The organism is Nostoc flagelliforme FACHB-838 (assembly GCF_014698065.1).
Lineage (GTDB): Bacteria > Cyanobacteriota > Cyanobacteriia > Cyanobacteriales > Nostocaceae > Nostoc > Nostoc flagelliforme_B.
The window spans coordinates 23,842-50,496 of record NZ_JACJSI010000049.1; the positions used below are offsets into that span (position 1 = coordinate 23,842).

General features: G+C 40.5%; 21 protein-coding genes, 1 other RNA gene and 2 pseudogenes. 15 read left to right on the plus strand and 9 right to left on the minus strand.

The annotated features are described in order from the left end of the window. Positions 1-97 precede the first annotated feature (97 nt). Positions 98-964 carry a M15 family metallopeptidase domain-containing protein gene (locus tag H6G97_RS21795; RefSeq protein WP_190942766.1) on the plus strand — a complete coding sequence of 289 codons (867 nt, stop codon included), beginning with the start codon at positions 98-100 and terminating at the stop codon, positions 962-964. A 63-nt stretch (positions 965-1,027) separates the two neighbouring features. Continuing rightward, a complete protein-coding gene (locus H6G97_RS21800; RefSeq protein WP_190942767.1) occupies positions 1,028-2,497 on the plus strand; it encodes an NYN domain-containing protein in 1,470 nt (489 codons plus the stop codon). Between the two features lie 256 nt (positions 2,498-2,753). Here H6G97_RS21800 and H6G97_RS21805 read toward each other — a convergent pair whose 3' ends face one another. From H6G97_RS21805 to H6G97_RS21820, 4 genes are all read right to left on the minus strand, one after another. Next, positions 2,754-3,692 carry an ABC transporter permease gene (locus H6G97_RS21805; RefSeq protein ID WP_190942768.1) on the minus strand — a complete coding sequence of 313 codons (939 nt, stop codon included), beginning with the start codon at positions 3,690-3,692 and terminating at the stop codon, positions 2,754-2,756. A 63-nt stretch (positions 3,693-3,755) separates the two neighbouring features. Beyond that, positions 3,756-4,808: an ABC transporter permease gene (locus H6G97_RS21810; RefSeq protein ID WP_190942769.1), complete on the minus strand. Its 1,053-nt coding sequence runs from the start codon at positions 4,806-4,808 to the stop codon at positions 3,756-3,758. Between the two features lie 272 nt (positions 4,809-5,080). Continuing rightward, positions 5,081-6,556 carry an ABC transporter ATP-binding protein gene (locus tag H6G97_RS21815; protein WP_190942770.1) on the minus strand — a complete coding sequence of 492 codons (1,476 nt, stop codon included), beginning with the start codon at positions 6,554-6,556 and terminating at the stop codon, positions 5,081-5,083. Positions 6,557-6,562: 6 nt separating this feature from the next. Further along, on the minus strand, positions 6,563-7,612 hold the full coding sequence (locus H6G97_RS21820; RefSeq protein ID WP_190942771.1) for a BMP family protein: 1,050 nt from the start codon (positions 7,610-7,612) through the stop codon (positions 6,563-6,565). A gap of 535 nt (positions 7,613-8,147) precedes the next feature. Between H6G97_RS21820 and H6G97_RS21825 the strand changes: the two genes are divergently transcribed. Beyond that, positions 8,148-9,155 (plus strand): glutathione S-transferase family protein, encoded by a 1,008-nt coding sequence (locus H6G97_RS21825; protein WP_190942772.1) that lies wholly within the window; start codon positions 8,148-8,150, stop codon positions 9,153-9,155. Positions 9,156-9,248: 93 nt separating this feature from the next. Here the strand turns inward: H6G97_RS21825 and H6G97_RS21830 are convergent, their stop codons facing one another. After that, the gene (locus tag H6G97_RS21830) at positions 9,249-10,154 is read right to left on the minus strand and encodes a hypothetical protein (RefSeq protein WP_190942773.1); all 906 of its coding nucleotides are present in this window, start codon (positions 10,152-10,154) and stop codon (positions 9,249-9,251) included. A gap of 93 nt (positions 10,155-10,247) precedes the next feature. On the opposite strand from H6G97_RS21830, the gene H6G97_RS56030 reads away from it, so the two are divergent. Further along, the gene (locus H6G97_RS56030) at positions 10,248-10,376 is read left to right on the plus strand and encodes a hypothetical protein (RefSeq protein WP_422394205.1); all 129 of its coding nucleotides are present in this window, start codon (positions 10,248-10,250) and stop codon (positions 10,374-10,376) included. On the opposite strand, the gene H6G97_RS52775 is transcribed toward H6G97_RS56030, so the two are convergent. Further along, positions 10,318-10,503 (minus strand): hypothetical protein, encoded by a 186-nt coding sequence (locus H6G97_RS52775; protein ID WP_242055077.1) that lies wholly within the window; start codon positions 10,501-10,503, stop codon positions 10,318-10,320. The two genes, H6G97_RS56030 and H6G97_RS52775, sit on opposite strands and share 59 nt — an antisense overlap. Before the next feature lie 79 nt (positions 10,504-10,582). Here H6G97_RS52775 and H6G97_RS52780 point away from each other — a divergent pair. The 7 genes and pseudogenes from H6G97_RS52780 to queF all read left to right on the plus strand — a co-directional run. Beyond that, positions 10,583-10,801: pseudogene (locus tag H6G97_RS52780) on the plus strand (NADH-quinone oxidoreductase subunit B family protein); the annotation flags it as partial. Between the two features lie 93 nt (positions 10,802-10,894). Continuing rightward, a complete protein-coding gene (locus H6G97_RS21840) occupies positions 10,895-12,307 on the plus strand; it encodes a cytochrome P450 (RefSeq protein WP_190942774.1) in 1,413 nt (470 codons plus the stop codon). A 309-nt stretch (positions 12,308-12,616) separates the two neighbouring features. After that, positions 12,617-12,883, plus strand: coding sequence for a YciI family protein (locus H6G97_RS21845; RefSeq protein ID WP_190942775.1), 267 nt, complete (start codon positions 12,617-12,619; stop codon positions 12,881-12,883). Positions 12,884-12,920: 37 nt separating this feature from the next. Continuing rightward, an RNA gene (gene ffs, locus H6G97_RS21850) (signal recognition particle sRNA small type) lies at positions 12,921-13,017 on the plus strand. Between the two features lie 25 nt (positions 13,018-13,042). Continuing rightward, the gene (locus H6G97_RS21855; protein ID WP_190942776.1) at positions 13,043-13,429 is read left to right on the plus strand and encodes a phasin family protein; all 387 of its coding nucleotides are present in this window, start codon (positions 13,043-13,045) and stop codon (positions 13,427-13,429) included. Positions 13,430-13,585: 156 nt separating this feature from the next. Then, the gene (locus H6G97_RS21860; protein ID WP_190942777.1) at positions 13,586-13,984 is read left to right on the plus strand and encodes a hypothetical protein; all 399 of its coding nucleotides are present in this window, start codon (positions 13,586-13,588) and stop codon (positions 13,982-13,984) included. A 108-nt stretch (positions 13,985-14,092) separates the two neighbouring features. Further along, positions 14,093-14,506 carry a preQ(1) synthase gene (queF, locus tag H6G97_RS21865; RefSeq protein ID WP_190942778.1) on the plus strand — a complete coding sequence of 138 codons (414 nt, stop codon included), beginning with the start codon at positions 14,093-14,095 and terminating at the stop codon, positions 14,504-14,506. 37 nt (positions 14,507-14,543) lie between these two features. On the opposite strand, the gene pstS is transcribed toward queF, so the two are convergent. From pstS to H6G97_RS21880, 3 genes are all read right to left on the minus strand, one after another. Beyond that, positions 14,544-15,623 carry a phosphate ABC transporter substrate-binding protein PstS gene (gene pstS / locus H6G97_RS21870; RefSeq protein WP_190942779.1) on the minus strand — a complete coding sequence of 360 codons (1,080 nt, stop codon included), beginning with the start codon at positions 15,621-15,623 and terminating at the stop codon, positions 14,544-14,546. Between the two features lie 195 nt (positions 15,624-15,818). After that, positions 15,819-17,216 carry a cytochrome c biogenesis protein gene (locus tag H6G97_RS21875; RefSeq protein WP_190942780.1) on the minus strand — a complete coding sequence of 466 codons (1,398 nt, stop codon included), beginning with the start codon at positions 17,214-17,216 and terminating at the stop codon, positions 15,819-15,821. Between the two features lie 38 nt (positions 17,217-17,254). Then, positions 17,255-17,995, minus strand: a complete 741-nt coding sequence (locus tag H6G97_RS21880; protein WP_190942781.1) for a cytochrome c biogenesis protein CcdA — start codon at positions 17,993-17,995, stop codon at positions 17,255-17,257. A gap of 184 nt (positions 17,996-18,179) precedes the next feature. Here H6G97_RS21880 and H6G97_RS21885 point away from each other — a divergent pair, with 184 nt between their 5' ends. The 4 genes and pseudogenes from H6G97_RS21885 to H6G97_RS21900 all read left to right on the plus strand — a co-directional run bounded on the left by H6G97_RS21885 (position 18,180) and on the right by H6G97_RS21900 (position 26,475). Continuing rightward, positions 18,180-18,539, plus strand: coding sequence for a protein kinase (locus H6G97_RS21885; protein WP_479684970.1), 360 nt, complete (start codon positions 18,180-18,182; stop codon positions 18,537-18,539). Then, positions 18,505-22,830 (plus strand): annotated as a pseudogene (locus H6G97_RS21890) (GAF domain-containing protein); the annotation flags it as partial. The gene H6G97_RS21885 and the pseudogene H6G97_RS21890, both read left to right, overlap by 35 nt. 537 nt (positions 22,831-23,367) lie before the next feature. After that, positions 23,368-25,953, plus strand: a complete 2,586-nt coding sequence (locus H6G97_RS21895) for a GAF domain-containing protein (protein ID WP_190942783.1) — start codon at positions 23,368-23,370, stop codon at positions 25,951-25,953. After that, positions 25,954-26,475 carry a rhodanese-like domain-containing protein gene (locus tag H6G97_RS21900; RefSeq protein ID WP_338421816.1) on the plus strand — a complete coding sequence of 174 codons (522 nt, stop codon included), beginning with the start codon at positions 25,954-25,956 and terminating at the stop codon, positions 26,473-26,475. The last annotated feature ends 180 nt before the right edge of the window (positions 26,476-26,655 follow it).

Below are 26,655 nucleotides of genomic sequence, written 5' to 3' on the forward strand. Positions count from 1 at the left end.
TACTTCGATTGATTATCTGTTTTTTAAATCATAAATAACAGATATTTGTCAAAATCTTATTTGTTTTATTCTTTAATCAACTAAAAAATATTTAAAAATGAAACTCAGCCTCAAGAAAAATATTACTAGATTTCTCAAAAAAGCAAGTTTCATCATTATAGTTATCTTGATGATTTTTGTTTTAGTAGCTAGCAATGAGATTACTAACCACAAAGTTGCTATAACTGCCCAACCATTAAACGAATGCTTGATTACTGATTCATTACCTTGTACAGATGCCTCTAAAAATACAACATTAGAACCATTTATTCCTGATGTAAAATTAAATGCTCAACAGCGCTTTTTATCTGCGATCGCCAGAAAGTTACCCACAATTCCCCAGCCTGGTACTTATGAATATATTTTGCTGCGGATGTATGGCGCAGTATTCGTAAATCCAGATATTGGAATTAAACTACCGCCAAAAAATATCTTTGCTAATGAACAAGAAACTCAAGATTTTCAAGCTGGTTTAACAATGGGTCATGTTCATGGCACTAACGACTGTTACTTACAAAAATCGGCTGCTGATGCTTTAAATAAAGCACGAATCCAGCAACGGATTCCGCTAAAATCTGGTTATGGTTCTGGTGATTGTACTCGCACTTTCAATACGAATTTAAGATTTTGGCACAAATATGCTAATAATCAAGTTTTGGCAAAAGTTCAACAGGGTAAAGAAACAAAAATTCTTGGTTTAGTTGCACCTCTAGGAACTTCACAACATCTCTGGGGATTAGCAATTGATTTACGCGTTGGCAGTAAAGAACAAAGAAAAGCTCTTAATCAAAATGGTTGGTTTCAAACTGTAGAAAACGATATGCCACATTGGACTTATGTAGGTTTATCTGAAGAGAATTTACCTCTGTTTGGTTTTAAGAAGCAAGCTATTCGAGGCATTAATTATTGGATTACGCCGCTATGATTGTTAGATAGCATGAAAACTTGGGAATACTAATATAAAATATGTATTGTCAGGGATTTAGCTATGCCAAATGAAACTGCTAACCAGGAGCAAACCTTCCTGATTGATTTATTAAGAGCAACTTATCAAAATCAAGAAATATATCCAATTTTGCAACAGAACTTAAGTAAACTCAATGAGAATTTAGCTTTAATGTTGCGAAAATGGGTAAGTGATCGCTTTGCTAAAGAACCTGCCAATGCTACTAATATAGTTGGAGTCATTGTCAAACTGAGTACCATTATTCAAGACTATGAACAAGGAAACCCTGTGAGTAATTTGGAAATTGCAATCGCAGGTTATGAAGCAGTTTTACAAGTGTGTATCCGTGAAGATTTTCCTAAAGAATGGAATATTGCCCAGCAAGCTTTAGTAAAAGCTTATCAGCAACGGCAAAATATCCTCTCTAAGACTCTTGGCAAACTGCGTGAGAAAACTGTGCAAACTCAAAATCAAATCAATATAGTAACTGAGCAACTACAGCAGGAATTACATGAAGCAAAGCTACAATTTAACGATTTAAGAACAGGAATTACGCAGTTAAAACAAGAAGTATCTAGTTCTGATTCAATGGATGAAACAATATCTTTAATAGCTGAGTTTCAAGATTTAAAACAGCGTCAGATTCGTTTAGAGAAGTTTACTAATACGGCAAACATTTCATTTAACAGTGAGCAATTCAATACAGCTATTTTTTATGATATCGAAAATTTAACAAGGGGTAGAAGCAACCCGAACTTAAATTTTTCTTTGAAGCAAATTCAAACAAATTTAGAAAAAACTACCCTAGTTAATAAAATTGCTATCCAATGTGCTTATGCTGACTGGAGTGATTCTCGATTGAGACTACTCAAGAATAAAATTCAAGAGCTTGGTATTGAAGCAATTCAAATTTTTGATTATAGTCACAAACGGAATGCAGCAGATATGCAATTGGCAATTGATGTTATGGAATTAGCTCAGAGCCGTCCTACATTGCAAGTTTTTGTTATTATTTCAGGTGATGGTGCATTCGCCGCTTTAGCTAAAAAGCTCCATGAATATGGAAAAACTCTAATTGGATGTGCTTATGAGGGACAAATTAATCGTATTCTCAAGTCTGTTTGCGATTGCTTTATACCTATACCTACTCCCCAAGCAAAAATAGAGGATATTCCAATTAATCAAGTGGCTAGCGAGAGTCAATTAAATGATGATATTTTAGTAGTAACTAAGAAAGCTTTGCAGGATTTGAAGAAGGATGTCGAGAAATTAAGCCAGCTTCAACAAGGTGGTATTCATATATCTCAAATTCACAAAATATTAAGAGATAATATTCCAGACTTCGACCAAAAAAGAAAAAATCATGGTGAAAAGCTTACAATTTTTTTGAATAAAGTTATTAAAGGAACAGATATTTGTTTATCGATTGACAACAAAAAATTAATGTTGAGAGAAATCTTAACTATAGGCTCTAATAGATCATCGAATAAAAGTTCTAAAGCATCAAATTGAAACTTGAAACTTAAGTTAATTTAGAAGCAAGCGATTGCTATTTGGTTTCTGTTAGCTATTATTGTGTAGGAAGACTGAAACGGTAATCCCAATTTAATATGAAACCGCATAATATATGCACCTTTAGATAAAAATGAGATAAGTCCTGTTTAAGAGAATATCCAGCTTGTTATTTACTTGTTGAATCAGGACAAGAAGCCATTGCTTATGCTTGGTTGAGCGCTGAACCTTTACCTTTTACGAATTACAAATTATTTTAATTGTCTTGGCGATTTTCTGGCGAGTAAGGAACACCTAACCCTTGGGGGGGTGTAGATTTCCCAGCTAATCCCACTAGTGCAAATAAAGCGATCGCATACGGTAGCATGGCTAGAAACTGATAAGGAATATTTGCGCCAAAAGCTTGAATTCGTAACTGTAAGGCTTCCGTAGCGCCAAATAAAAAACAAGCCAGAGTAGTACCTAAAGGATGCCACCTACCAAAAATTAAAGCTGCGATCGCAATAAATCCTTTACCTGCACTCATCCCTTCTGTAAAAAATCTGATTTGTACTAAGGTGAGATAAGCGCCTCCTAAACTGGCAAGACAGCCACTAAGTACTACAGCCCCATATCGCACCTTTGATACTGAAACACCAGCCGTCGCAGCAGCTTGGGAATATTCTCCCACCGCCCGCAAAGTCAGCCCAAAGCTAGTATGAAATAAGAAATAGATACTTGTAACAACTAAAATTATCAGCAAATATACAAAAACATCTTGCTGGAACAACATCTCTCCAAATATAGGTATATTCGCAAGAGCAGGAATGACTATAGGCTCAATTCCTGGTAATCTTTGAGTACTGCTGCCATTAAATACTAACCGCGCTAAAAACGATGTTAACCCCGCAGCTACTAGATTAATCGCTAACCCTGATACTAACTGATTAACATATAAAGTTACACATAAAAAAGCGTGAAGTAAACCGACTAATCCCCCAGCAATCAACGCACAGATAACACCAAGCCAAGGATTGCCTGTATAAAAGGTAGCGGCTGCACTGGTAAAAGCTCCAGTTAATAACATTCCTTCTAGGGCAATGTTTAATACTCCTGAACGTTCTGAATACATTCCGCCAAGGGCAGCAAATGCTAGGGGTACGGCTAAGTTTAAGCTAGCAATTAAGTAATCAGAGAGGAAGTTAAGGTTATTCATGGTTATTTTTTAACGCAGAGGAAGGCTAAGGGAAGCGCAGAGTTTCGCAGAGGAGGTTTCGCGTTAAACCTTAGCGTTATTTTGGGTTTTTATTCGTCTTTCTACGGCGAGGCTGATGGCAATGAATAAGACAGTTAATCCTTGAATTGCATAAACTACAGTCACGGGTACACCAGCACTACGTTGCATGATATTGGCACCACTACGCAAAGCGGCAAAAAATAGAGAAGTCAACACTACACCGCTAATACTATCGCGACTTAAAAAGGCGATCGCAATGGCATCAAATCCATAACCAGGGGAAACCTGTTCAAATAAGCGGTACTTCAACCCCATCACCTCAGATGCACCCGCTAACCCGGCTAAACCACCTGCTAGGGACATGACTAGCATGATGGTATTTTTTACTGAAATCCTTGCATAATGGGCTGCTGTGGGGTTAAAACCAACGGCGGCAATTTGGTATCCTAGAGGTGATCGCACCAATAACACCCACAATACTCCGGCGGCGATTAATGCAAGTATTATGCCAGCATGGGCAAGACTCTGGGGTAAAATAATCGGCAATTGTGCAGATTTAGCAATTAATGGCGAATAAGGACTAGGCGCGGCTGGTGCTTTTAGGGGATTTTGCACCAAGTAGCTAACTAAATTCACTGCTATGTAATTCAGTAATAGGGTAGTGATAACTTCATTGATTCCCCGTATTGCTTTGAGATAACCGGGTATCCAACCCCAAACTGCACCAAACCCAAACCCAGCGATAAGTGCTAACGGAATGTGGATGATTGCAGGTAATCCTTGCACATATAAACCGATTAAAGCACTACCCAACGCACCAAGGTAAATTTGTCCTTCGCCACCGATATTAAATTGACCAGCCCGCAATGCTACTAATACCCCTAAACTGGTGAATAATAAGGGTGTCATTTTGGTAAGGGTATTGCCAAACCCAAAGTAACTAGAGAGAGATTCTTGAAATAAGATGGTGTAGGCGGTAATCGGATTTGCCCCCGCAAGTAGGATGAGGATGGCACCGACGATGAGGGCAGAGATGATGGCAATTAACGGTGATAGGATTGGTAGCAGGAATTGAAAGCGTTTATTTGTGATCATAATGCAATGATTGCCACCCCGTAAGTCGGCTTTTGCTAAGATAGTACCGTGGAAGTTTTGTTCTCCTGGTGCATATCGATTGAGGTGTTCAAAAATTGTCTAAACTTGGTTGGCAGGGAATTGGTAAGGAAAAGGCAACTTGGGCAGAAAGGATCTCTCCCCTTATGGACATTGACAATAATCAATCACCAAGTTTCTGCTATTTTCGAGATCAACTTCGACGTTTAAGTAGGCATTAGGGCAAACAACAGATAATGTAAAGACTTCGCATTTTATCCTCTGTGTGTCCCCCCAGACATCAACAAACCAATCTCTTCTATTGTCGCCCTCTGTGCATCCAAAATAGCGACAAACTCACCTCTGTAGATTACGGCAATGCGATCGCTCATGGCCATCACTTCTTCTAACTCAGTAGAAATATACAAGATTGCGGCACCGCGATCGCGTTCTGCCAATAAACGAGAATGAATTGCACTTGTCGCCCCTACATCTAATCCCCGCGTGGGTTGCATCGCCACAATTAAATTTGGTTCTCCCGCTAGTTCCCTCGCCAAAACTACCTTTTGTTGATTTCCCCCTGAGAGTTGGCTTACCTTGATATCTTCCCCAGTTGCCCGAATATCAAACTCTTGCATTGCAACTTGAGCATGATTTTTTATTGCTAGTGGTTGTAATAAAAAATTGCGGCAGAAGGGCAAGCTTTTAAAAGCATTCAAAATCAAGTTTTGGGCAATGCTAAATTGCAACACCAAACCCATTTTTTGCCGATCTTCAGGGATGTACCCGATTCTCTGCCGAGTACGGGAGCTACTAAAATCAATTTTACCGTTGATGATGCTTCTTACACCTGCGATTGCATCAGCTAATTCTCGCTGTCCATTGCCATCTACACCAGCAATTCCTAAAATTTCCCCAGCCCGTAATTGAAATGAAACATTGCGGACAGCAGGAATACCCCTATCGTCAGCAACTTGCAAATTTTGGACTGAAAATATCACTTCTCCTATTACAGACGCAGATTTATTTATTTGTAAGCCTACTTCCTGCCCTACCATCAATTCTGCTAATTGCTGAGGAGTCGCATCTTTAGTTGTCGTTGTCGCTACTACCTTACCTCGTCGCAACACTGTTACCGTATCGCAGAGGTTAATAACTTCTTCTAACTTGTGACTAATAAAAATAATAGTGTTACCAGCTGCCGCCAATTGTCGTAAAATATTAATTAATGATTCAACTTCCGTTGGTGTCAAAACTGCTGTTGGTTCATCGAGAATTAATAGTTTGGCTTGGCGATATAATACTTTGAGAATTTCTACTCGCTGTTGTATCCCTACGGGTAAATTTTCTACTTTGGCTGTGGGGTCAATTTCTAGCCCATAAGCTTGGGATAAAGCCGCAATTTCTTGTTGTTTTTGCCGCAGATTTAAACGCCAACTATTTTCTATCCCCAGAATGATATTTTCAGTTACAGTTAACTGAGGCACAAGCATAAAATGTTGATATACCATGCCTATACCTAATTTTATTGCCTCATTTGGGGAAGTAATCTGTACTGGTTTATCTTTTAAATAAATTTTACCACTATCAGGTTTATATAGACCACTAATAATATTCATTAAAGTAGTCTTACCCGCGCCATTTTTACCTAAAATTGCATGAATTTTCCCAGCATCAACACTAAAGCTAATATTCTCATTAGCAATAAATGAGTTAAAGCTTTTACTAATTTTTTCTAAACGTAAATACATTTAGGTTCATGCTTTTTTGACACAACGTGTATCTTTAAGCGCTTCCTGACAATTTTCAAAGATAATTTTTTTATCGACAATCTCCTGTTTCACTTTTAAAGCATTTTGTTTAACTGTTTCTGGCACTAACGAGCCAAATTTACCTAAGTTTAATATATCTGTTCTTTCTAAACCTATAGAATATATTTGTCCTTTGAGTTGTTTTTGTTTTGCAAGTTCTGCTATATAAGCTATTGCTATATCCAACCTTTTGACTGCACTTGTTAACACTGCTTTCGGCGCAACACCCAACTGGTCTTTTGTATTATCAAAAGCGTAAACTCCTTTATCACTAGCAGCTTGTAAAACTGCGGGTGAAGCACTATCTAACCATTGATAAATTACATCAGCACCTGAAGAAATTAAGGCAAGTGTAGCTTCTTTTGCCTTAGCAACATCATTCCAATTACCTGTAAATGTTGAAACAATTTGAATATTAGGTTTTACTGATTTCGCTCCTAATTCAAATCCCCGTAGTTCTTCTTGCGTAGCGGGAAATTCTTGTCCAGCAATATAAGCTAACTTATCAGATTTAGTCATGGCAGCGCCAATAATGCCACATAAATAACTACCTTGCAAGTGATGTATTCGCAAAGAGGCGATATTTTCTCCCTTGTTATTACCATTTACACCCACAAAAAATGTATTGGGAAATTGTGCAGCGATTTGCTCTATGGCTGCATCAAATTGTCCACCGTGGGCGAATACAACATTATAACCCTTGCGGGCAAAGTCTGTTAATGCTTCTGTTTGATCTGCTTGGGCGACTTGTTCGAGATAGGCAACTTCTGCACCCAGCTTTTGTTTAGCTAGGTTTATGCCTTCGTAACCAGACTGATTCCAAGCTTTATCAGTGATAACTCCAGGGAGTGCGATCGCTATTTTAAAACTTTCCCCACTACTACTAACTGTTGGTGCTGTGCTTTGATTACTACTGCAAGCTTTCAGCAATAGGCTAGTGGCAAAAGTAGCTGAACCATACAAAATAAATTTACGTCGGCTAAAGTCTAGTATCATCTACTGCTTTTCGATATTTAGTCATTATCGTTACTAAGCTTATCAGTTAGTTCACACCCCCGATTAATGAAGATGGGAGTATGTACGGAGATGCAGTAGTCAGTATTTATTGGTTGAAACGCCTTAAATATTACCCTCAGTTAGCAATTGAATGGGTGGAGTACGCAATTAGTGCAATTAAATAGTTACTCAGTACACTAACGTGTGATGAACGGTGGGGCGTGATTTTGGAATTTCTGGAGTGAGTTCTTCTTAAGCCTTTAAATACTGATTAGGGACTTGCAAAAAATAAATTATCCCAAATTATTTCTAGATTTGTAGGGGCGCAAGGCCTTGCGCCCCTACGACGGAATATTTTTTTAACTGGAAGTCCCTTAGACAGCCACAGGTCTGTCTGCAAAGACAATTTTATAAAGAATTTTTAAGAAATTAACATCTTTCAGAAAAGGAGAGACGTAATGCTGAAGTAATCCTCAAATGTTCAGAATCATAGATTTTGTAGTTTACAGACACGCCTTAGTGTTAAGAAGGAATTATGGCATCAGGAATGATGATCGAAGGCAAATGGATAACCGATAGAAATAAATTAGATAAGGGCAGTAATTTCAATGAGACACCGACAACATTTCACCATCGTGTAACCGCCGATGGTTCTAGCGGGTTTAAGGCAAAAGCAGGACGCTATCACCTCTACGTTTCCTTATCGTGTCCGTGGGCGCATCGCACCTTAATTATGCGAGAACTCAAAGGTTTGAATGATGCAATTTCAGTCTCTATAGTCGATCCAATTATGACCGACTTGGGATGGATGTTTACTGAAGCACCCGCAGCTATTCCTGACTGGGTGAATCACACTCAATATTTGCAAGATATTTATCTGAAAGCCGATCCAAAATACACAGGACGAGTCACTGTTCCAGTATTGTGGGATAAGCAAACTCAAACAATCATTAATAACGAATCTCGTGAAATCATGCGGATGTTTGACGTAGAGTTTGAGGAATTGGCAACACAGAAAATAGACTTATACCCACGCTACCTACAACAGGAAATTGATCGAACGATTGATGCAATTTATCTGCCAATCAATGCTGGTGTATATCGCTCTGGTTTTGCCAGGGAGCAAGTAGCCTATGAAAATGCGGTAACTGAACTCTTTGAGAGTTTAGATCATTGGGAAACCGTTCTGAGCAAGCAGCGCTATTTATGTGGCGTTCAACTCACTGAAGCCGATATTTGTATGTTTGTAACTCTGTATCGCTTCGATTCAGTGTACTACGGTCACTTTAAATGCAATTTGCGGCGAATTATTGACTATCCAAATCTCTGGAATTATCTACTAGACCTATATCAATGTCCCGAGTTCAAAGCGACTTGCAATCTAGACTATACTAAGCGCAGCTATTACATGAGTATGACTGATATTAATCCAAATCAAATTGTGCCGAAGGGGCCGATCATTGATTTTGACCAATGCCACGATCGCGATCGCTTTGCTAAAGTTCCCGTTGCGATCGCTCCCTATTCACAATCATATTTATAGTGCGCCTCTGTGTACCTTCGCCTATCATTCGCTGTTAAAATAGTTAGCAGAACACTTGCTATTTATCGAACCTGAGCCGATGATCAACTCTCTTTATTTTTGTGAAAGCTTTGTTAGAAGAGAGTTCTTTTCACAATATTTTTCTGTAGATTTTACAGAGGAAACTTCTACAATTGTACCTGGCTTAATAATAAATTCAGTAGCCCCTACAGATGTTTTAGGATTACCCCAATCATACGTGTAACCTAACCCTGTAAATGGATACAATCCGTCTTTTTGCTGGAAATCATGAGTTTTATGAAATTCCTTAAACAAAAAACTTTCTTTGTCAAGGCTCTTAGGATCAAAATTTGTACAACTAGAAGTAGTAATATCTGAGTTTGTACATGGTCTTTCTATATCTTTGGCGTTGACTAATATTTCTACAAAATGGGTCTTCTGATCTTCTCGCTTTAAAAGCAAGCCTAAATATTGCTCCAATCTTAGCGAAAGCATCATTTCGCCAGGAATTTTCATCCCTATGCCTTTACAAGTATTACAAAACTCTTTTACTTGAGCAGGTATTGTTAACCAAGTAGTGCGCTTTACCTGATAAGTTTTATTTGTCATCAAATCCTTATTATATGGCTTTGTTCCATCTATCCAAGACACCATTAAAACTTTTCTATCATTATTATTTTCATTCACATTAATATTATTAATTTTATTGATTGTTCCCAATGTTATAAGATTTTTTACGACTTTACTATCATTGTTGGGAAAATTTGTATCCTTAATAGCTTCGTCTAGCTTTTTTTTGAGGAAATTATAACTTTTCGGTTTGTTTTTATAAAGATAGTTATTAACATTGTCTTTGTTGGTTTGTACCAACAATTTATCCTCTTTTGAGTTTGACAGGTTTTGTCGAGAAGTTCCTATAGCTAATAAACTAGAAGATCCAAGTACAAAAAAAGCAGTTGTAAAGCCTAAAAATAATTGTTTGTTGAATTTTCTCATCACAAAACCGACTACTAGCTTTTAAATAACCACTTTAAATCTAGTAACTTGCTTCCTGGATCAGTATTTATACTGTAAAATAAGTAATAGAAATAGATGCTATTTTTGGGCTTCCCGCATCATAAGGGCGTCAGTATTGGATTAGTCTCCTTTGTTGAGCGATCGCCTATCTTCTATCATGAACCCTACCATCGGGCGCGATCGCTCCTTGAAAATCAATGTTAGTGAGAGTAACTCCGGTTATTTTTGCTCCTTGTGTATCGCAGATGTTACAGATGACGGAGAATGTGATTGCCCCCTTCCTTAATGCGGCAGTGAATCGCCCAAACCATCCAACCTCTGCTACATTCAAAAATTCAATTTATCCCAAACCATTATTAATACGTTATTTTCCCATTTCTCTAACTTTAAAAAAACGTGTGAACCCCCAGTTATTAATTACCCCAGGTACAATTAAGATAAAATATACGCCTTTGGTTAGAGTCAACTAGCAAATGCCTGAACTCAAGTATCTAATTGCAATGGACGCTTGCACAATTACTGGAGGAATGTTTAGTGTTGATTCTCCTTTGGCTGTGTGTGGTGTGAACAAGTTAATGAAAGTGGATATTTATATTCCCGTCTGTCATTCCAGACCGAAAGCCGTTATTCATTGATGCAATTATCAAATTTGGGAAAAATCATCGCACTCTGGAAGCATACAGGAACGGCAACGAACCCAATAAACTCACGGATAATAACTAATGATTAGCTTAAAAGAAAATCTATCTGACCAAAATGTTAATAAACTACCAGATGGCAACCGCAGAAATAACTGGTGGCAAACCATAAAGGTTATTTTACAACCAATCGATATGCTGGAGGAAACACAACAACGCTATGGTGATATATTCACCTGTAGGTTTGCTAGCTTTCCTACACAAATACTTATTAGTAATCCTGAAGCAATTCAAGCACTTTTCACAGCGGATTCCCAGTTGTTTGACTCCGGTTCAGGAAATCAAATAATTCAGCCCTTAGTAGGGGCTAATTCGGTTATTTTGCTAGATGGCGATCGCCATTTGCAACAGCGTAAACTATTAATGCCTACGTTTCATGGCGAAAGGATGCGAGCTTATGGTGAGTTAATCCGGGAAATTACACTTCAGGTCACTAGCCAGTGGAGTACTGACAAACCGTTTATCGCCCGTGCGAGTATGCAGGATATTTCTCTACAGGTAATTTTACGGGCTGTTTTCGGATTAAAGTCAGGAGAACGTTACCAACAAATCAAGCAAGTCTTAACTGAGATGTTGGATACCTTTAATACACCTTTAAGTGTAATTTTTTTGTTTTTCAAGTCGTTGCAAAGAGATTTAGGTACGTGGAGTCCTTGGGGCAAGTTTATCAGACGCAGACAGCAGCTTGATGAACTGATTTATCAAGAAATCCGTGAACGTCGTCATCAAACTGAATATGGTGAAGATATTCTCAGCTTGTTAATGTCTGCGCGTGATGAACAAGGTCAACCCATGAGCGATGTCGAGTTACGCGACGAGCTTATGACTATGCTATTTGCTGGGCATGAAACCACAGCTATTTCTTTAGCTTGGGCATTATATTGGATTCACTACGTTCCAGAAGTCCGCGAAAAACTACTACTGGAATTAAATTCTCTTGATATAGCTCATGCAGATCCAGCAACAATTACGCAATTACCTTATTTAAATGCTGTCTGTTCAGAAACATTGCGAATTACTCCAGTGGCTTTCTTCTCTTTTCCCCGCATTCTCAAAGCTCCCATGAAATTTAGGGGTTACGATTTACCAAAAGGAATGATGATATCACCTTGCATTTATTTAACTCATCATCGTCCAGATATTTACCCGGAACCCCAGCGTTTTCAGCCAGAACGTTTTCTGAAACGTCAGTTTTCTCCTTATGAATTTTTACCCTTTGGTGGCGGTAATCGTCGCTGTTTAGGTATGGCGTTCGCACTGTTTGAAATGAAGCTCGTGCTGGCAACTATCCTCTCACAATATTCGTTAGAATTACTCGATAAAGTGCCACTTAAACCAGTGCGGCGGGGTATAGTATTTGCCCCACCTGGAGGTGTACGTTTGCAGGTAAAGCAGGATATAGCAACAAACAGAGTGGAAAGACCTACCGCTAAATAATCGGACAATAATATTTACAGTCATTGCGAACATTCCGTTCGCAATGACATTGTTTAATTAATTCTGTCTGACTACTTATACGGGCGTAGTGCAAACTTAGCGACACAGGGGCTAGTACCGCAAGGCGGAAGTCAAAAGTCAAAATGAATACAGTGTAAGCGTTTCGTTGATTTAGAATGGGTGTCTACTGCCACCCAAACGTAGTCGAGGCAGATTGCCCAGATTTTTGACTAAATTGCTACTCAAATGCTACTCAAAAACAGTCATAACTAAAGCAGGATGTCTGTTGTAACTGGAGTTAAAAAGCTTATGCCGTGGTTTGTAAAGATTGAAGAAGGAAAAGTCGATAAATCTACCTTTGACCAATATGTACCTGCCCACAAAGCCTACATTCAGAACTTGATTGCTAAAGGACACAAAGCACGAACAGGCTATTGGGCGCAGCAAAGAGGCGGGATGTTGCTATTTGAGGCAACCTCAAAGGAAGAAGCAGAAGCGATTGTGGCTGATGACCCCTTGGTGCAAAACGGCTGCGTCAACTATCAGCTTTATGAATGGCGAATTGTTATGGAATAATACACACTTACTGAATTTTAATGTTATGCTTTTAGAAGACCTGGATCTATGCGATCGCAACACCCAAATCTTGTCAGAACCGGAAGGTAGCAGCAACACGGGAGGCTTGTGGTAGGCGTAGTCTCCGGGTCGCCCTATTTGTAGGAGCGATCAGGGACAATGGCTGGTTTTGGAGATATTGTTCAAAAAGCTTTTTACCTCGGTGTTGGATTAGCTTCTTACGCAGGTGAGAAAGCAGGGGGAAAATTAGCCGAAGTGCGATCGCAAGTCCAAAAACTGGCAGATGAAATGGTCGCAAAGGGCGAAATGAACACAGAAGAAGCCCGCCGCTTCGTTGAAGAAATGATGAAGCAAGCCCAGCAGTCCCAACCATCTGGTGAAGCCTCTGAAAAAACGCCCCCTTCTGAACCTCGCCGCATTGAAATTTTAGAGGAAGATGAAGAACCAACGGTGAAAGAGACATCAAATGATGAGAATGTAGATAAATTACGCCAAGAAGTGCTGAACCTGCAAGACGAGTTAAAACGGTTGCAACGCGATCAATAAAAAGTATTCTTTGATCGAAATATTATTAATAAGTGGCATTTTGACATGACACTTAGGGTAGAAACTTGATAAGATACATTGTCTAGTGTGTAATTTAGTGCTTCAAGCCAGATAACATAAAGCGTCCTGTTTATAGCCTGCAAAGGTGTCAAGTTTATGGAACAGTGGCAAAAAGATTTAGCAGAAATTGTCGAAACAGTGGCTGATGAAGTAGAGCGTTTCTTCCTGGGAATGAGTGAAGTGGTAGATGCCTTTTTTGAGCTAACGGAAGAAATCACCGAGGAAGTACACAATAACATTGTTACTGAAGTAGATCAGTATTTACAGGATTTTGCTGAACCAATGTTAGAAGTTTATTGGGAACTGGAAGACATTGTGGCAGATGTAGATTCGGGTTTTCCTTATTCAGTTGAACCTACAGCCGAAAAAAATCCTGCCTGTATCGGTTGTACTCACTACCACGGTCAAGTTTATAGCGGTAATTTGTTAGTTTGTGCCATGCATCCCCACGGTTGTGAGGATGACAATTGTCCAGACTGGGAGAAGGAAGAGTAGAGATGCGATTAATCGCGTCTGTACAAAAGTTGGGAGTTAACAAGCTACAAAATTACTAAAAGGACATAAAGACAAGTAAAATAACCAATGAGAACTGGCAAATAAGAAATGACAACTGATAAATTACCTGAAAGTGTATCTCAGGCAAGCCAAGAAATGAAGTATGGCGAACGCGACATTGCGGAAGGCAAACTAATTACCTTTCCGAATCCGCGTGTGGGGAGGCGATATGACATTAATATTACGTTACCGGAATTTACTTGTAAATGTCCGTTTTCCGGTTATCCTGACTTTGCGACAATTTACGTTACATATATTCCTGATGAGCGGGTAGTGGAATTGAAGGCGCTTAAGCTTTACATTAACAGTTACCGCGATCGCTATATTTCCCACGAAGAATCTGCCAATCAAATTTTGGATGATTTTGTGGCTGCTTGTGATCCGTTGGAAGTTACGGTGAAAGCAGATTTTACGCCTCGCGGTAATGTACATACAGTGGTTGAAGTGCGTCACCAAAAGTAATATCATCACTGATGAGCGCAGATGGCATTAATTAGCTTTAATCAGCAATTTTATTGATGGCAGATTGCACTTGAACCACAACTTTTTTAGACAAAGGAATATAACCGAGTTCCAAGCTTGATTTTTGTCCATCAATTACAGCCCAATCAACAAAGTTTTTCAGCACTTGGCCTTTGACTGGGTTTGGATATTGGTGATAAGTTAAAAGCCAGCTATAAGTGACGATGGGATAAGACTGGGCATCAGTAGGATCGGTGATAAAAGCAATCAAGTTATCGGTGGGTAATTTGACTGCTTCTAAAGTTCGTGCAACAGATTTTGGTGTTGCCGTAATATAATTACCAGATTTATTTTCTAAAGCAGCCACAGAAAGTTTATTTTGTTTGGCATAAACGTATTCTACATAACCAATAGCACCTGGTATCTGTTGAATCAAAGCGGTAACACCTTCGTTACCCTTTCCCCCAATTCCTACTTGCCATGCTACAGCTTTACCAGTACCAACCTTGCTTTTCCATTCTGGACTTATAGCGCTTAGGTGTTGGGTTAACACGCTTGTAGTTCCACTACCATCAGTTCGGTGTACAACCTGAATCGGTAAATCAGGCAAAATAACCCCTGGATTAGCTGCGGCGATTTTAGGATGATTCCAATTCGTAATTTTTCCGAGAAAGATATCGACGTAAACTTGACGTGGTAGCCTTAGATCCGTTTGCACATTGACTTGAGGCGACTGCTGTGCAGATGGTTTGAGGTTATAAGCCAGCACAATAGAACCCGCAGTTAGGGGCAAAGCGATTACTCCCCGTTTTATCTTGGCTGCTTGTTCATTTGTAATTCCCACATCACTAGCTGCAAAGTCCACAGTACCTTCGATGAGCTGCTGAACTCCAGCACTGCTACCTATAGCTTGATAGTTAATTTCTACATTGGGATTTTGCTGGTTGTAATCTGAAAGCCAGCGTTCATACAAAGGTGCGGGAAAACTTGCCCCGGCACCCACAAGAGAAACACGGTTGATGTTTCGATTATTCGCAGTGCAAGAAGCGATATTTAACAAAACAGCGATTAGGGGTAGAAAAAAAACCCGTCCCTTAAATTGAAGTTGAGCAGACATAGAAATCTTTTGTTCCAATGTTTAATTAATACCTCTGGTAATTTCCCAATTTTTAGCCGTGGAAATGACGTAATTAATTTCCATACCCATAGGCGTTTAGCCTTCTGGCAGGGATTAGGTAGACAGAGGTTAACGCAAAGGTACGCAAAGTGATTCTCTGCGTACCTCTGCGATTTCCTTTGCGCCCCTTTGCGTTTAAACTTCAATCACCGCCTCTTTCTCCTCACCTTTTGGCTGTAAACTCAGCCGATCTAAAATCTCTAAAACCTCTTGTTCAAAAGCAACTTGGGCGCGATTAGTTTTGCCACCCACATACAAGCGATCGCCTTTTTGCAATGCCCATATTTGCGAGTGGGAAAAGTAACTCATCACCACGCCCAACATTAGCAACCCAAACCCTGAGTAAACAATTGGTATACCTGGATCGGCTTTAATTTGTAAGCCAGTGCTACCAATCACATCCAGAATTTTTAGCTTCACACCATTGACTTCAGTGAACATCCCAGCGCGGACAGTATCAACAAGTTTGCCAGTGGCATCATAAATTAATACCATCCCTTGCAAATCTTTAGCTAACAGAGAAACACCCTCACTCAAATCAGGTTTCGTAGGAACCCACGTTCCCCAAATGCGCCCGTTACCGTTGGTATTCAATTGCGCCATCGGTAGCTGAAAAATGGGGCTGTTATTAAATTGGACGCGAACACCTGCAATTCCCCAATCAGTTTGATAGAAAGTTATGCCATGATAGCGCAGAGGCTCGTTGACAAAAATCTTTTTGTGGTCAACTTCCTGTCCTTGATTATTCAAGACAGACATATCAGAATAAAATTGATCGATGCCGCCAGATGGTGTGTAGTCAATCCAAAAACGATTGACGCGCACAGACCAATCTTTCGGGATTTGGGCAGCTAATGGCCCAGCATCGACAATATTTGTCACTTTAAATGTATCGCCACTGGCAACCATTTCCTGAGCTAGAAACCCAGTCATCGCTCCCCAAATTCCCCCTAACAGAATAGCGACGATGCCAATATGAACGATAATTGGGCCGATGCGTCCGACTATTCCTTTGCGGGCATAAAGGAGATTTTCTTTTTCTTGATCTTGAAAAATTTTATAGCGGTGTTTTTGTAATATCTGGTTCAAAGAATCTAGGGAACCAGTATTTAGTTCTGCACTTAAAGCTAATTTTTGAAATTGCCGTGGTTCTTCGTAATATTTCCAGCGCTGGGCGGCTTTTAAGGCTGGTAACTGTCGCGTAAATGAACAAGCAGTTAAGCTAGTACCAAATAAGATGAGTAATGCCAGAAACCACCAGGTACGATATACATGGTCTAACCCAACTACTTGAATTACCTTCCAAGTTAGGAAACCAAATAAAGCTGGATGTTCTGGGTAGTTAGCTTGGTAAAATGCGGGTGACTGACCTTGTTCAATTACAGTACCGGTGGAGCTAAAAATTGCAATTAATAGCAGTAGTGCGATCGCTAGTCGTAAGTTAGTCAGTATGGGCAAAAGCTCTTGACGTAAGAACTTGCCAGGTATCGCCCACCATTTTAATTCTTTTGATGCTGAATCTTCTAAAGTCATTAGGTGTAAAATCTAACAGAGGTAAATATTGATTGATCTTAAAAACTGCCAAGGGGAATCCGAGAAATTAAGGAAAATACACCGAATCCTACCAATAGCGCCCCACTAACTGGGTTAATCCAACCAGACCAGCGGCGCAATTCTAGTAATTTTTTAATTGAAGCTGTAAAAGTACCCGCCAAAATCAATGGTGCTACATAACCAGCTGTATAAGAAAGTAGCAAAACAGCGCCTAAAATTAAGTCTTGTGTATTGGCAATCCAACCTAGTAAGCTGGCTAAAACAGGCGTGCTACAAGGAGATGCCACTAAACCGAAAGTTAGTCCCAGCAAATAAGAACGCAATCCTGCTGGTAAATCTGGCGAAATCCAATTTGTTTCACCCAAGGATGGAAATTGTAGAGGTAGTGCTTCTAATAAGTTCAACCCCATGAGAATGGCGATAATGCTGACGATAATCGGCAAACCAATTCCCACTTGACCATAGACTTTTCCAACTAAACCTGCTAAAATTCCTAATCCTGCTAATGTAGTTGCTAAACCTAAAGCAAACCAAGTTGATTGGGCAGCAGCTTGGAGGCGGCTTTTGGCTTCATAACCACCGATGTAACCAATGGTAATTGGCAGCATGGAAAGCATACAGGGTGTGAGACTAGTGAGCAAGCCAGCTGCAAAGATGATGCCAATACTCACCACGCTAAGGTGTGTCAGTTGGTTAGAAACAAGGCTATTGGCAAATTGTTCTAGTTGGTAAATTTGGGTTTGCAGGTTATCAAACATGGGAAGTCTCTGAGCGGGAAATGCTTACTCTGGTTGAATTTTAGCTTATTTTTTGTTTTTGAGTCAGGAGAACTAATTATCTGAGCCTGATATTATCTAAATTTCATCTGCCCAAGGAAATGTATCTAAAATACAATTAAGCTCGGATTATATCTGAAGAAGCACGGCTGGAGTATTTGGCATGATGATTGCATTACCCGGATTTCAAACTGTCACTTTGTTAAAAGCAGGGGTAAAAGCAGTCATATACTGTGGAATCAAGGTTAAAGATGAGTGTCCGGTAATTATCAAAGCGCTACGGAAAGAACAGTGTACACCCAATAATATTGAACAACTCAAACATGAGTATGCGATCGCTCAAAGGTTAAATACCGCAGCAGCCCTCATTGTCTATGCCTTAGAGATGCATCAAGGAATCCCTTATTTAATTATGGAGGATTTTCAGGCGCGATCGCTCGACCAGTTCTTAGACCAATTTCAACAGCCTATTCCGTTTCTGAAGATTGCCATTGAAATCACCAGCAGACTCACTCAAGTTTGGTAATACGGAAGATTCATGTTTTGCTTACAGTATGTACGCTATGCTGTTAGTTTCTATCTTTCATGATATACCTACAGGTTACGCCTTTTCTGAGATGACTATTCAATTCAATGAAAAGTTAAATGATTTCAAACTTAGAGGGGTTGTTTTGCACATTCATGGAAGTCATATTAACGTTTGGCGTAACCATATTGCTACCGATATTCCCTTTTTAGAGCGGGGATTTATCGGCTGTGTGGAAGCAGGTGATGTAACAATGGCGAACTATAACGACTATCAAAGCTCGTGGCAAATTATCCAGTTAGGATTTCCACTGACAGATACATATAAATCTCTAGAAAAATACACCGCATTTGCCCGCCAGTCGAAACATGAGGCTGTCTATCAGACAATCAGATTACAGCAGATGCTACTGATGAATCTGCGCGGACTCACTCACCAAAATCTGACTTTAAGTGATGATGATTTTGATGAATCATCCGCTTTATCTGTAATTACAGATGCAGGTTTTGTCAGTGGAATTATTTTTTATCACATTATCAAATTAATTATCTTTTTTACTTATGGGCGGTATACAGATGCGCTTAATTCTGCTTTAATATTATCTAATTTGCCAGTTACAACGCTGGCATTACCAATTGAAACAGATTATGTTTTATATTACTCACTGACTATCACGGCTCTTTATTCAACAGGATCTGCTCAAGAGCAAAAACATTTTTTAGAAACCCTAAAAGCCCATCAGCAGCAATTGCAATACTGGGCTAATCACTGCCCTGCAAACTTTTTACACAAATCTCAATTAGTAGCTGCTGAAATAGCTCGAATTGAAGGTGGGGATTTAGAAGCAATGCGTCTGTATGAGCAATCAATTGCTTCAGCCCGTGAGCAGGGATTTGTGCAATATGAAGCTTTAGCTCATGAACTAGGGGCTAAGTTTTACTTAGAACGAGACTTTGAATTAATTGCCAAAACCTACTTGCAAGAAGCGAAAAACGCTTATGTACGCTGGCAGGCATCTGCTAAAGTCAACCACCTTGAAGAATGCTATCCTCAGCTATTACCACAACAGCTTGTCTCTAACGGAACGTTTTTCACCACAGGCGAACATTTAGATTTTTTGTCAGTAGTTAAAGCATCTCAAAGCATATCTAGTGAAATTGTTTTTTCGCGGTTGCTGAAGACATTAATGCAAATCGTGATTGAGCAAGCAGGAGCAGAGATTGGTTATTTGTTGCTGGAACACGAGCAAAATCTAGTAATCGAGGTAGAAGCGAAGGTTAATCCCCAAGCAGAAAGGCTTAATGTTTCTCGTCCTGTATTAAAGTATGAAATTTCACAGGCTATTCCGCAATCAATATTGAATTATGTTCAGCGAACTCAAGAAACGGTGATTTTGCAGAATGCTACTGAGCAAAATCTATTTTCAAAAGACGAGTATATAATTCAAAAGCAACCTAAATCTGTACTTTGTTTGCCGATAACCCATCAGTCGCAATTACTTGGTATTTTATATTTAGAAAACAATCTCATCTCTAGCGCCTTTACACAAGAAAAGCTTTCCGTTCTAGAAATATTGACAGTTCAAATTGCTATTTCTCTAGAAAATGCTCTTCTTTATCAAAGTCTAGAAGATAGCCAAGAGCAACTAAATCTGGCGTTAAAATCTGCCAAAATCGGTGTTTGGATCTGGGATATTGTCAACGATCGCTTTGACTGGGATGAGCAGATTTATCAACTATTTGGGTTAACACCTGAAACCTTTGCTGGTACTGCCGAAGCAATTTTTGCTCGCCTGCATTCAGATGATCGAGGATTGCTGGCTCAATCGTTGAATCGATCAATTAACGAAGGCGTGGAGCATGATTTGGAATATCGAATTATTCAAGATGATGGCAGTATCCGCTACGCAGCCTGTCGGGGAAAAGCCTTTTTCAACGAAGCAGGTAAAGCCACACACATGACTGGCGTTGTGCTTGATATTACAGATCGCAAACAATCTGATGCCGAACGTATCCAACTGATTGAAGAGCAAACCGCCCGTCTGGAAGCAGAAGCTGATCAACAACGGGCAACATTTTTGGCTCAAGTCAGTGCAACTCTCGCTTCTTCCCTTGATTACGAAAGCACACTAGCAAGTGTGGCCAATTTAGTTGTGCCTTACTTCGCTGATTGGTGCGCCGTTGACTTGCTGCAAAACAACCAATCAATTCATCGGGTAGCAGTTACTCACCGAGATCCAGAAAAAGTGAAACTCGGCTGGGAACTTCATCAGCGCTATCCGAGAAATTTGGATGCACCTGAAGGTGTGGCTAAAGTGCTGCGTACAGGGCTTGCAGAAATGATCGCTGAAATTTCAGATGCAACATTAGCAGCAGCAATCCCCGATGCAGAATATCTAAGAATTCTGCGGGAACTGGGTTTAAAGTCCTGTATAATCTCGCCCTTGATTGCACGGGGACGGATTTTAGGTACTATTTCATTTATTACTGCTGAATCAGAGCGTCGTTATAGCACGGCTGACTTGTCATTAGCGGAAGATGTTGCCCATCGAGCTGCGATCGCTATCGATAATGCTCGCCTTTACCAAGAAGCGCAGCAAGCACAAAAAACAGCAGAAAGAGCATTAGAGCGCATTGCCCGTCTCCAGTCGATCACAGCTGCCCTTTCAGAATCCCTGACACCAGCCCAAGTATCTGAAGTAATTGTAGAGCAGAGCATGGCTGCCTTGGGAGCCAGTTCTGCCCTCGTCGCCTTGCTGAATGAAACTAAAATTGAACTGGAAATTGTGCGGGCAGTTGGCTATAAGCAGGATTTGGTAGATGCTTGGCGGTATTTTGCCATCGATTCACCCTCTCCTTTAGCAGAAGCTGTGCGAACTGGGGAACCTATTTGGGCTGAATCAACAGAAAATCGGATAGCTCGTTACCCGCATTTAGCAGAAATTTATGCCCAATATGACTTTGAAGCTTGGATTTCTATTCCATTGATGGTAGAAGGTTGGGCAGTTGGCGGTATATCTTTAGGATTTGCCCAGCCTCAACAACTTAGTGCAGAAGATCAAGCATTTATCTTAGCTGTTGCTCAACAATGCGCCCAAGCGATCGCTCGCGCTCATCTTTATGAAGCCGAACGAACGGCACGAAGCACTGCGGAAGCCGCAAACCGCGTCAAAGATGAATTTTTAGCTGTGTTATCCCATGAATTGCGAACACCGCTCAATCCGATTCTGGGTTGGGCAAAACTGATGCGGAGTCGCAAACTCGATCAAGTAACAAGCGATCGCGCCTTAGAAACCATTGAGCGCAATGCCAAGTTACAAACCCAATTGATTGAAGATTTGCTGGATGTCTCCCGCATCCTTCAGGGTAAACTTAGCCTCAACTTCGGCCGGATTAATTTGGTATCAGTCATCGAAGCTGCCATTGAAACAGTGCGTTTATCGGCGGAGGCTAAATCTATCCAGATTCAAAAATTGTCTGAATCTGGTGTCGGGCAAGTTTTAGGCGATGCCAATCAATTGCAACAAGTCTTTTGGAATATTCTTTCTAATGCTATTAAGTTTACTCCCGCTGGAGGAGAGGTAAAAATTAAATTAGAGCAAGTTGGTTCACAGATACAAATCTGCATTAGTGACACAGGAAAGGGGATTGCACCTGAGTTTTTACCTTATGTCTTTGATTATTTCCGTCAAGCAGATGGTGCCACAACTCGAAAATTTGGCGGTTTAGGTTTAGGATTAGCGATCGTCCGCCATCTCACAGAACTTCACGGGGGGACTGTTCAAGCAGAAAGTCTGGGCGAAGGTAAGGGAGCAACTTTCACCGTCAGATTTCCCTGTTTACAGAATGAAAGCAAAGGAATCAAGGATACAAAAGATAACTCCTTACTCGTGGCGGCTCAGTCCTCGCCCCTGGCTGGCTTAGAGCTTCTCGTGGTAGATGATGATGCAGATATGCGAGAGTTTTTGCCCTTTATGCTAGAGCAGTATGGTGCAACTGTCACCGTTGTCGCCTCAGCTAGTGAAGCATTAACTGCACTGAGTCAATCCCAGCCAAATCTGATTATCAGCGATATTGGGATGCCAGAAATGGATGGCTATATGCTGATGCGACAGATTAGGAGTCTCAAACCAGAGCAAGGTGGGACAATTCCCGTGATCGCTATAACTGCTTATGCTGCTGAGATAGATCATCAACAAGCCATCGCTGCCGGATTTAAACAGCATATTTCCAAACCTGTAGATCCAGAAGAATTGGTGAAAGCGATCGCATCATTAATGAAAAGTTTCTAGTAAGCGGCTCCAGCCTCAATACCGTTCGGTTAAGAATTTCTTGGTTAAGGCAAGGGGAGCAGGGGGAAAAAGAGCTATTTTAATACAGTTCAGTTAAGCATTTCTTTATTCTCTCAGTGCCGCGCCAGTTGCTTCAAGTCGGGGAACCCGCCCAACGCACTGGCTTCTCTGCGTCTCTGTGGTTCGTAAAAAAATTGGCTTTGGCAAAGAGTTTGAGCCTTAACCCAAGCGTATTGAGAGCTATTTAGTTTAGTAATAATTAATTCTTCCTCCTCCCCTGCCAGCTGCGGAAAACATCGTTTTATCGTTTAAATGAGGGGTCTGACCCTCTATTAATCATCTGTATCTGCCAGTACAAAGGGGTTCTGGTCAAGACATACTTGGTGGGAATCAACTTCCGCCCTGATTTGTAGGATGACGCTGGCTGAACAAGCGATTAAACTATGGATAATGTCAATCTGTTGTTGCTTTTGACACCACTTACATAAATTTAATTGTTAAATCTAAAATCTCATCCTGTTATATAAAATACCACTTATGTCAGCGTATCAAGCAAGTTGTGGGGAGACCGCCGATTTGATTATTGGCGTTCACAACCAAGAAAACCGCGAATTACCAGCAAATTCTGCTCCTGTGGGTGCCCTTGCCACAAGACAAGGAAATTTTTCTACGTTTCTTGCTCCCCTGACTCAAGATACTTTTAAACAAGTCGTTCAGGATGTCGAGCAAAAATTACAGATTGTCCATCAAACCCTGTCAATGCTTGATTCTCAGGGGTTTGAAACTCTTCTGCAAGAAATGTTGCATTCAATTACCTTAAAAACCGGAGAATTACTGGGGGCAGACCGGACAACGATATTTTTATTGGATGAAGAAAAACAAGAACTCTGGTCGATTCTGGCTGAGGGAGAGGGCGGTCGCTCTTTAGAAATTCGTATCCCGGCCAATAAAGGCATTGCTGGGGAAGTCGCCACCTTCAAGGAAGTTATCAATATTCCCTTTGATTTTTATAACGATCCGCGATCGCATTTTGCCCAAGAGCAAGAAAAAAGAACTGGCTACCGCACCTACACCATGCTGGCTTTGCCGTTGTTAAATGAACATGGGCAATTAGTTGCAGTAGTACAATTACTGAATAAATTAAAATCTGGGAATAATCAGAATGCTCCACTTGCAGAGCGCATTGATACTAAAGGTTTTATCTGCGCTGACGAACAATTATTTCAAGAATTTGCCCCTTCGATTCGCTTGATTTTAGAGTCCTCGCGCTCTTTTTATGTAGCCACCCAAAAACAAAGAGCAGTAGCGGCGCTGATGAAGGCGATCAAGTCCCTCTCTCAAAGCAGTCTCGACTTAGAAGACACCCTGAAACGGGTGATGGATGAAGCCAAAGAATTGATGAATGCCGATCGCAGTACACTATGGTTAATAGACCGCGATCGCCATGAGTTATGGACAAAAATCACTCAGGATGATGGTTCAACTAAAGAATTGCGAGTCCCTGTAGGTAAAGGCTTTGCTGGGATAGTAGCGGCTTCTGGCAAAAAACTGAATATTGCCTTTGATTTGTACGACGATCCTGACTCGGATACCGCCAAACAACTTGACCAGCAAAATGGCTATCGCACCTGTAGCTTACTTTGTATGCCAGTTTTTAACGCCGATCAACAACTGATTGGCGTTACCCAACTCGTAAATAAAAAGAAAACTGGTGATTTTCCGGCTTATAACCCAGCTGCTTGGCCGAAAGCTCCCGACTGCTTCCAAGCTAGCTTTGACCGTAACGATGAAGAGTTTATGGAAGCTTTTAATATTCAAGCGGGAGTAGCGCTGCAAAATGCCCAGTTGTTTGCCACAGTCAAGCAACAAGAACAAATGCAACGAGATATTCTGCGTAGTCTTTCCAATGGAGTGGTTTCCACTGATAAAACTGGATTAATTATCGCCGCTAATGAAAGCGCCCAACGTTTGCTAGGACTGGGAGTAGATGACCGTTTAGAAGGTAAATTAGTTAATGATGTCATTGGCATCAAAGAAGGTGACTTTAGCAAGTGGTATCAGGATGCTTTACATGCAGTTGACTTAAAAGGCCGCCAGCAATATTACCCCGATCGCACACTCCTAACTACTGGTACAGAACAGCACAGCATTAATTTATCGATTAACACAATAGCTGATGCTAGCGACCAAGAACAAGTCCGGGGGGCGCTGGTAGTCATGGAAGATATCAGTGATGAAAAGCGGCTCAAGAGTACCATGTACCGCTACATGACCCAGGAATTAGCCGAAGAATTGCTGAAATTAGATGATGCAAAACTAGGAGGCGATCGCAAAGAAGTTTCGATATTATTTTCCGATATTCGTGGCTACACCACTTTGACAGAAAACTTGCAAGCAGAAGAAGTGGTGAGTATGCTCAATGAATATTTTGAATCAATGGTAGAGGCAGTTTTTAAACATAAAGGCACCCTTGACAAATACATCGGCGATGCGATCATGGCTGTCTTTGGTTCTCCTCTACCATTGCAAGAACACGCTTGGATGGCAGTGCAGACATCTTTAGAAATGCGCGATCGCCTGCACGAATTTAATCAACGTCGTTATACAGATGATAAACCCAAAATTAAAATTGGCATTGGCATCAACTCAGATACCGTGATTAGTGGGAATATTGGCTCTAGTAAGCGCATGGAATTTACCGCCATTGGCGATGGCGTTAATCTTGGCTCTCGATTAGAAAGTGTCAGTAAACAGTATGGTTGCGATATTATTATTAGCCATAACACTTTTAAACCATGCCAAGATCATATTTGGGCTAGGGAACTAGATTACATTCGTGTCAAGGGTAGAAACGAACCAGTAGCTATATATGAATTACTGGGTTTGCGTTCCAATGCGATTGAAAGCGAAAAACTGCAAGTAATTGAGCATTATCATAAAGGGCGCGAGTATTACCTGAAGCGGCAGTTTTCTCTTGCTAGAGCCGAGTTTGCCAAAGTTTTGGCAGCAGATAGCCATGATAAAGCTGCTATGTTACATCTGTTGCGTTGTCAGCATTGGTTACAATCACCTCCAACAGAATCAGATTGGGATGAAGGAGTCTGGACGTTTCAGGAAAAATAAGTGACGTTTTCAGGATATTCCCCAAACATCAGACAAATTGCCAACAAGAGAGTATCTTTACAAGTGCAATCACTTACCTTTAACCTTCTTAAATTTCTGATCAGATTTCTGTTTCCTACTGTTGAGGAAATTACCAGCCAGGAGTTAGCTAACTTACTGTTCGATTCTGAAAAGCCCCGGCCATTACTGCTAGATGCACGAAGTCAGACAGAGTATGCAGTCAGCCATATCGAAACAGCAATACATATAGATCCTCTAACACCTGACTTAGCAGCACTTGCAGCAATTTCAAAAGATAGAAAAATTGTTGTGTACTGTGCCGTTGGCTACCGGAGCGCAAAATTAGCCCAGCAACTTGACAAAGCCGAGGTGAAGTGCATTCATAACTTAAGCGGCGGGATTTTTCAGTGGGCAAATGAAGGCAAGCCCATCTTTAAAAACGAGCATCCGGCACAGGTTGTACATCCTTACAATGCAATATGGGGAAAACTGCTAAAACATACTTACCATGCTCAGGAGTGATAACCAAGGGCGATCGAGAACTTCAATCTTGTGTAGTAGACATCTCCAAAATAGTAATATTCTGTGGTAAAAGAACATCATGAGAAGCTTTTTGACATAAAAATATGAGTGACATACTGAATCACATTGAGGAGAATCCTAAAGAAACAAAGCGGTTAATTGGCATGGAGTATGAACAGT

Excerpts from the sequence above, each read along its gene's own strand:
- H6G97_RS21825 (WP_190942772.1), top strand. The coding sequence starts at position 8,148 with ATGGCATCAGGAATGATGATCGAAGGCAAATGGATAACCGATAGAAAT.
- queF (WP_190942778.1), top strand. The coding sequence starts at position 14,093 with ATGACAACTGATAAATTACCTGAAAGTGTATCTCAGGCAAGCCAAGAA.
- H6G97_RS21895 (WP_190942783.1), top strand. The coding sequence starts at position 23,368 with ATGTCAGCGTATCAAGCAAGTTGTGGGGAGACCGCCGATTTGATTATT.
- H6G97_RS21855 (WP_190942776.1), top strand. The coding sequence starts at position 13,043 with ATGGCTGGTTTTGGAGATATTGTTCAAAAAGCTTTTTACCTCGGTGTT.
- H6G97_RS56030 (WP_422394205.1), top strand. The coding sequence starts at position 10,248 with ATGCTATTTTTGGGCTTCCCGCATCATAAGGGCGTCAGTATTGGATTA.
- H6G97_RS21805 (WP_190942768.1), bottom strand. The coding sequence starts at position 3,692 with ATGAATAACCTTAACTTCCTCTCTGATTACTTAATTGCTAGCTTAAAC.
- H6G97_RS21845 (WP_190942775.1), top strand. The coding sequence starts at position 12,617 with ATGCCGTGGTTTGTAAAGATTGAAGAAGGAAAAGTCGATAAATCTACC.
- H6G97_RS21795 (WP_190942766.1), top strand. The coding sequence starts at position 98 with ATGAAACTCAGCCTCAAGAAAAATATTACTAGATTTCTCAAAAAAGCA.
- H6G97_RS21820 (WP_190942771.1), bottom strand. The coding sequence starts at position 7,612 with ATGATACTAGACTTTAGCCGACGTAAATTTATTTTGTATGGTTCAGCT.
- H6G97_RS21860 (WP_190942777.1), top strand. The coding sequence starts at position 13,586 with ATGGAACAGTGGCAAAAAGATTTAGCAGAAATTGTCGAAACAGTGGCT.
- H6G97_RS21880 (WP_190942781.1), bottom strand. The coding sequence starts at position 17,995 with ATGTTTGATAACCTGCAAACCCAAATTTACCAACTAGAACAATTTGCC.
- H6G97_RS21815 (WP_190942770.1), bottom strand. The coding sequence starts at position 6,556 with ATGTATTTACGTTTAGAAAAAATTAGTAAAAGCTTTAACTCATTTATT.
- H6G97_RS21875 (WP_190942780.1), bottom strand. The coding sequence starts at position 17,216 with ATGACTTTAGAAGATTCAGCATCAAAAGAATTAAAATGGTGGGCGATA.
- H6G97_RS21885 (WP_479684970.1), top strand. The coding sequence starts at position 18,180 with ATGATTGCATTACCCGGATTTCAAACTGTCACTTTGTTAAAAGCAGGG.
- H6G97_RS21840 (WP_190942774.1), top strand. The coding sequence starts at position 10,895 with ATGATTAGCTTAAAAGAAAATCTATCTGACCAAAATGTTAATAAACTA.
- H6G97_RS21800 (WP_190942767.1), top strand. The coding sequence starts at position 1,028 with ATGCCAAATGAAACTGCTAACCAGGAGCAAACCTTCCTGATTGATTTA.
- pstS (WP_190942779.1), bottom strand. The coding sequence starts at position 15,623 with ATGTCTGCTCAACTTCAATTTAAGGGACGGGTTTTTTTTCTACCCCTA.
- H6G97_RS21810 (WP_190942769.1), bottom strand. The coding sequence starts at position 4,808 with ATGATCACAAATAAACGCTTTCAATTCCTGCTACCAATCCTATCACCG.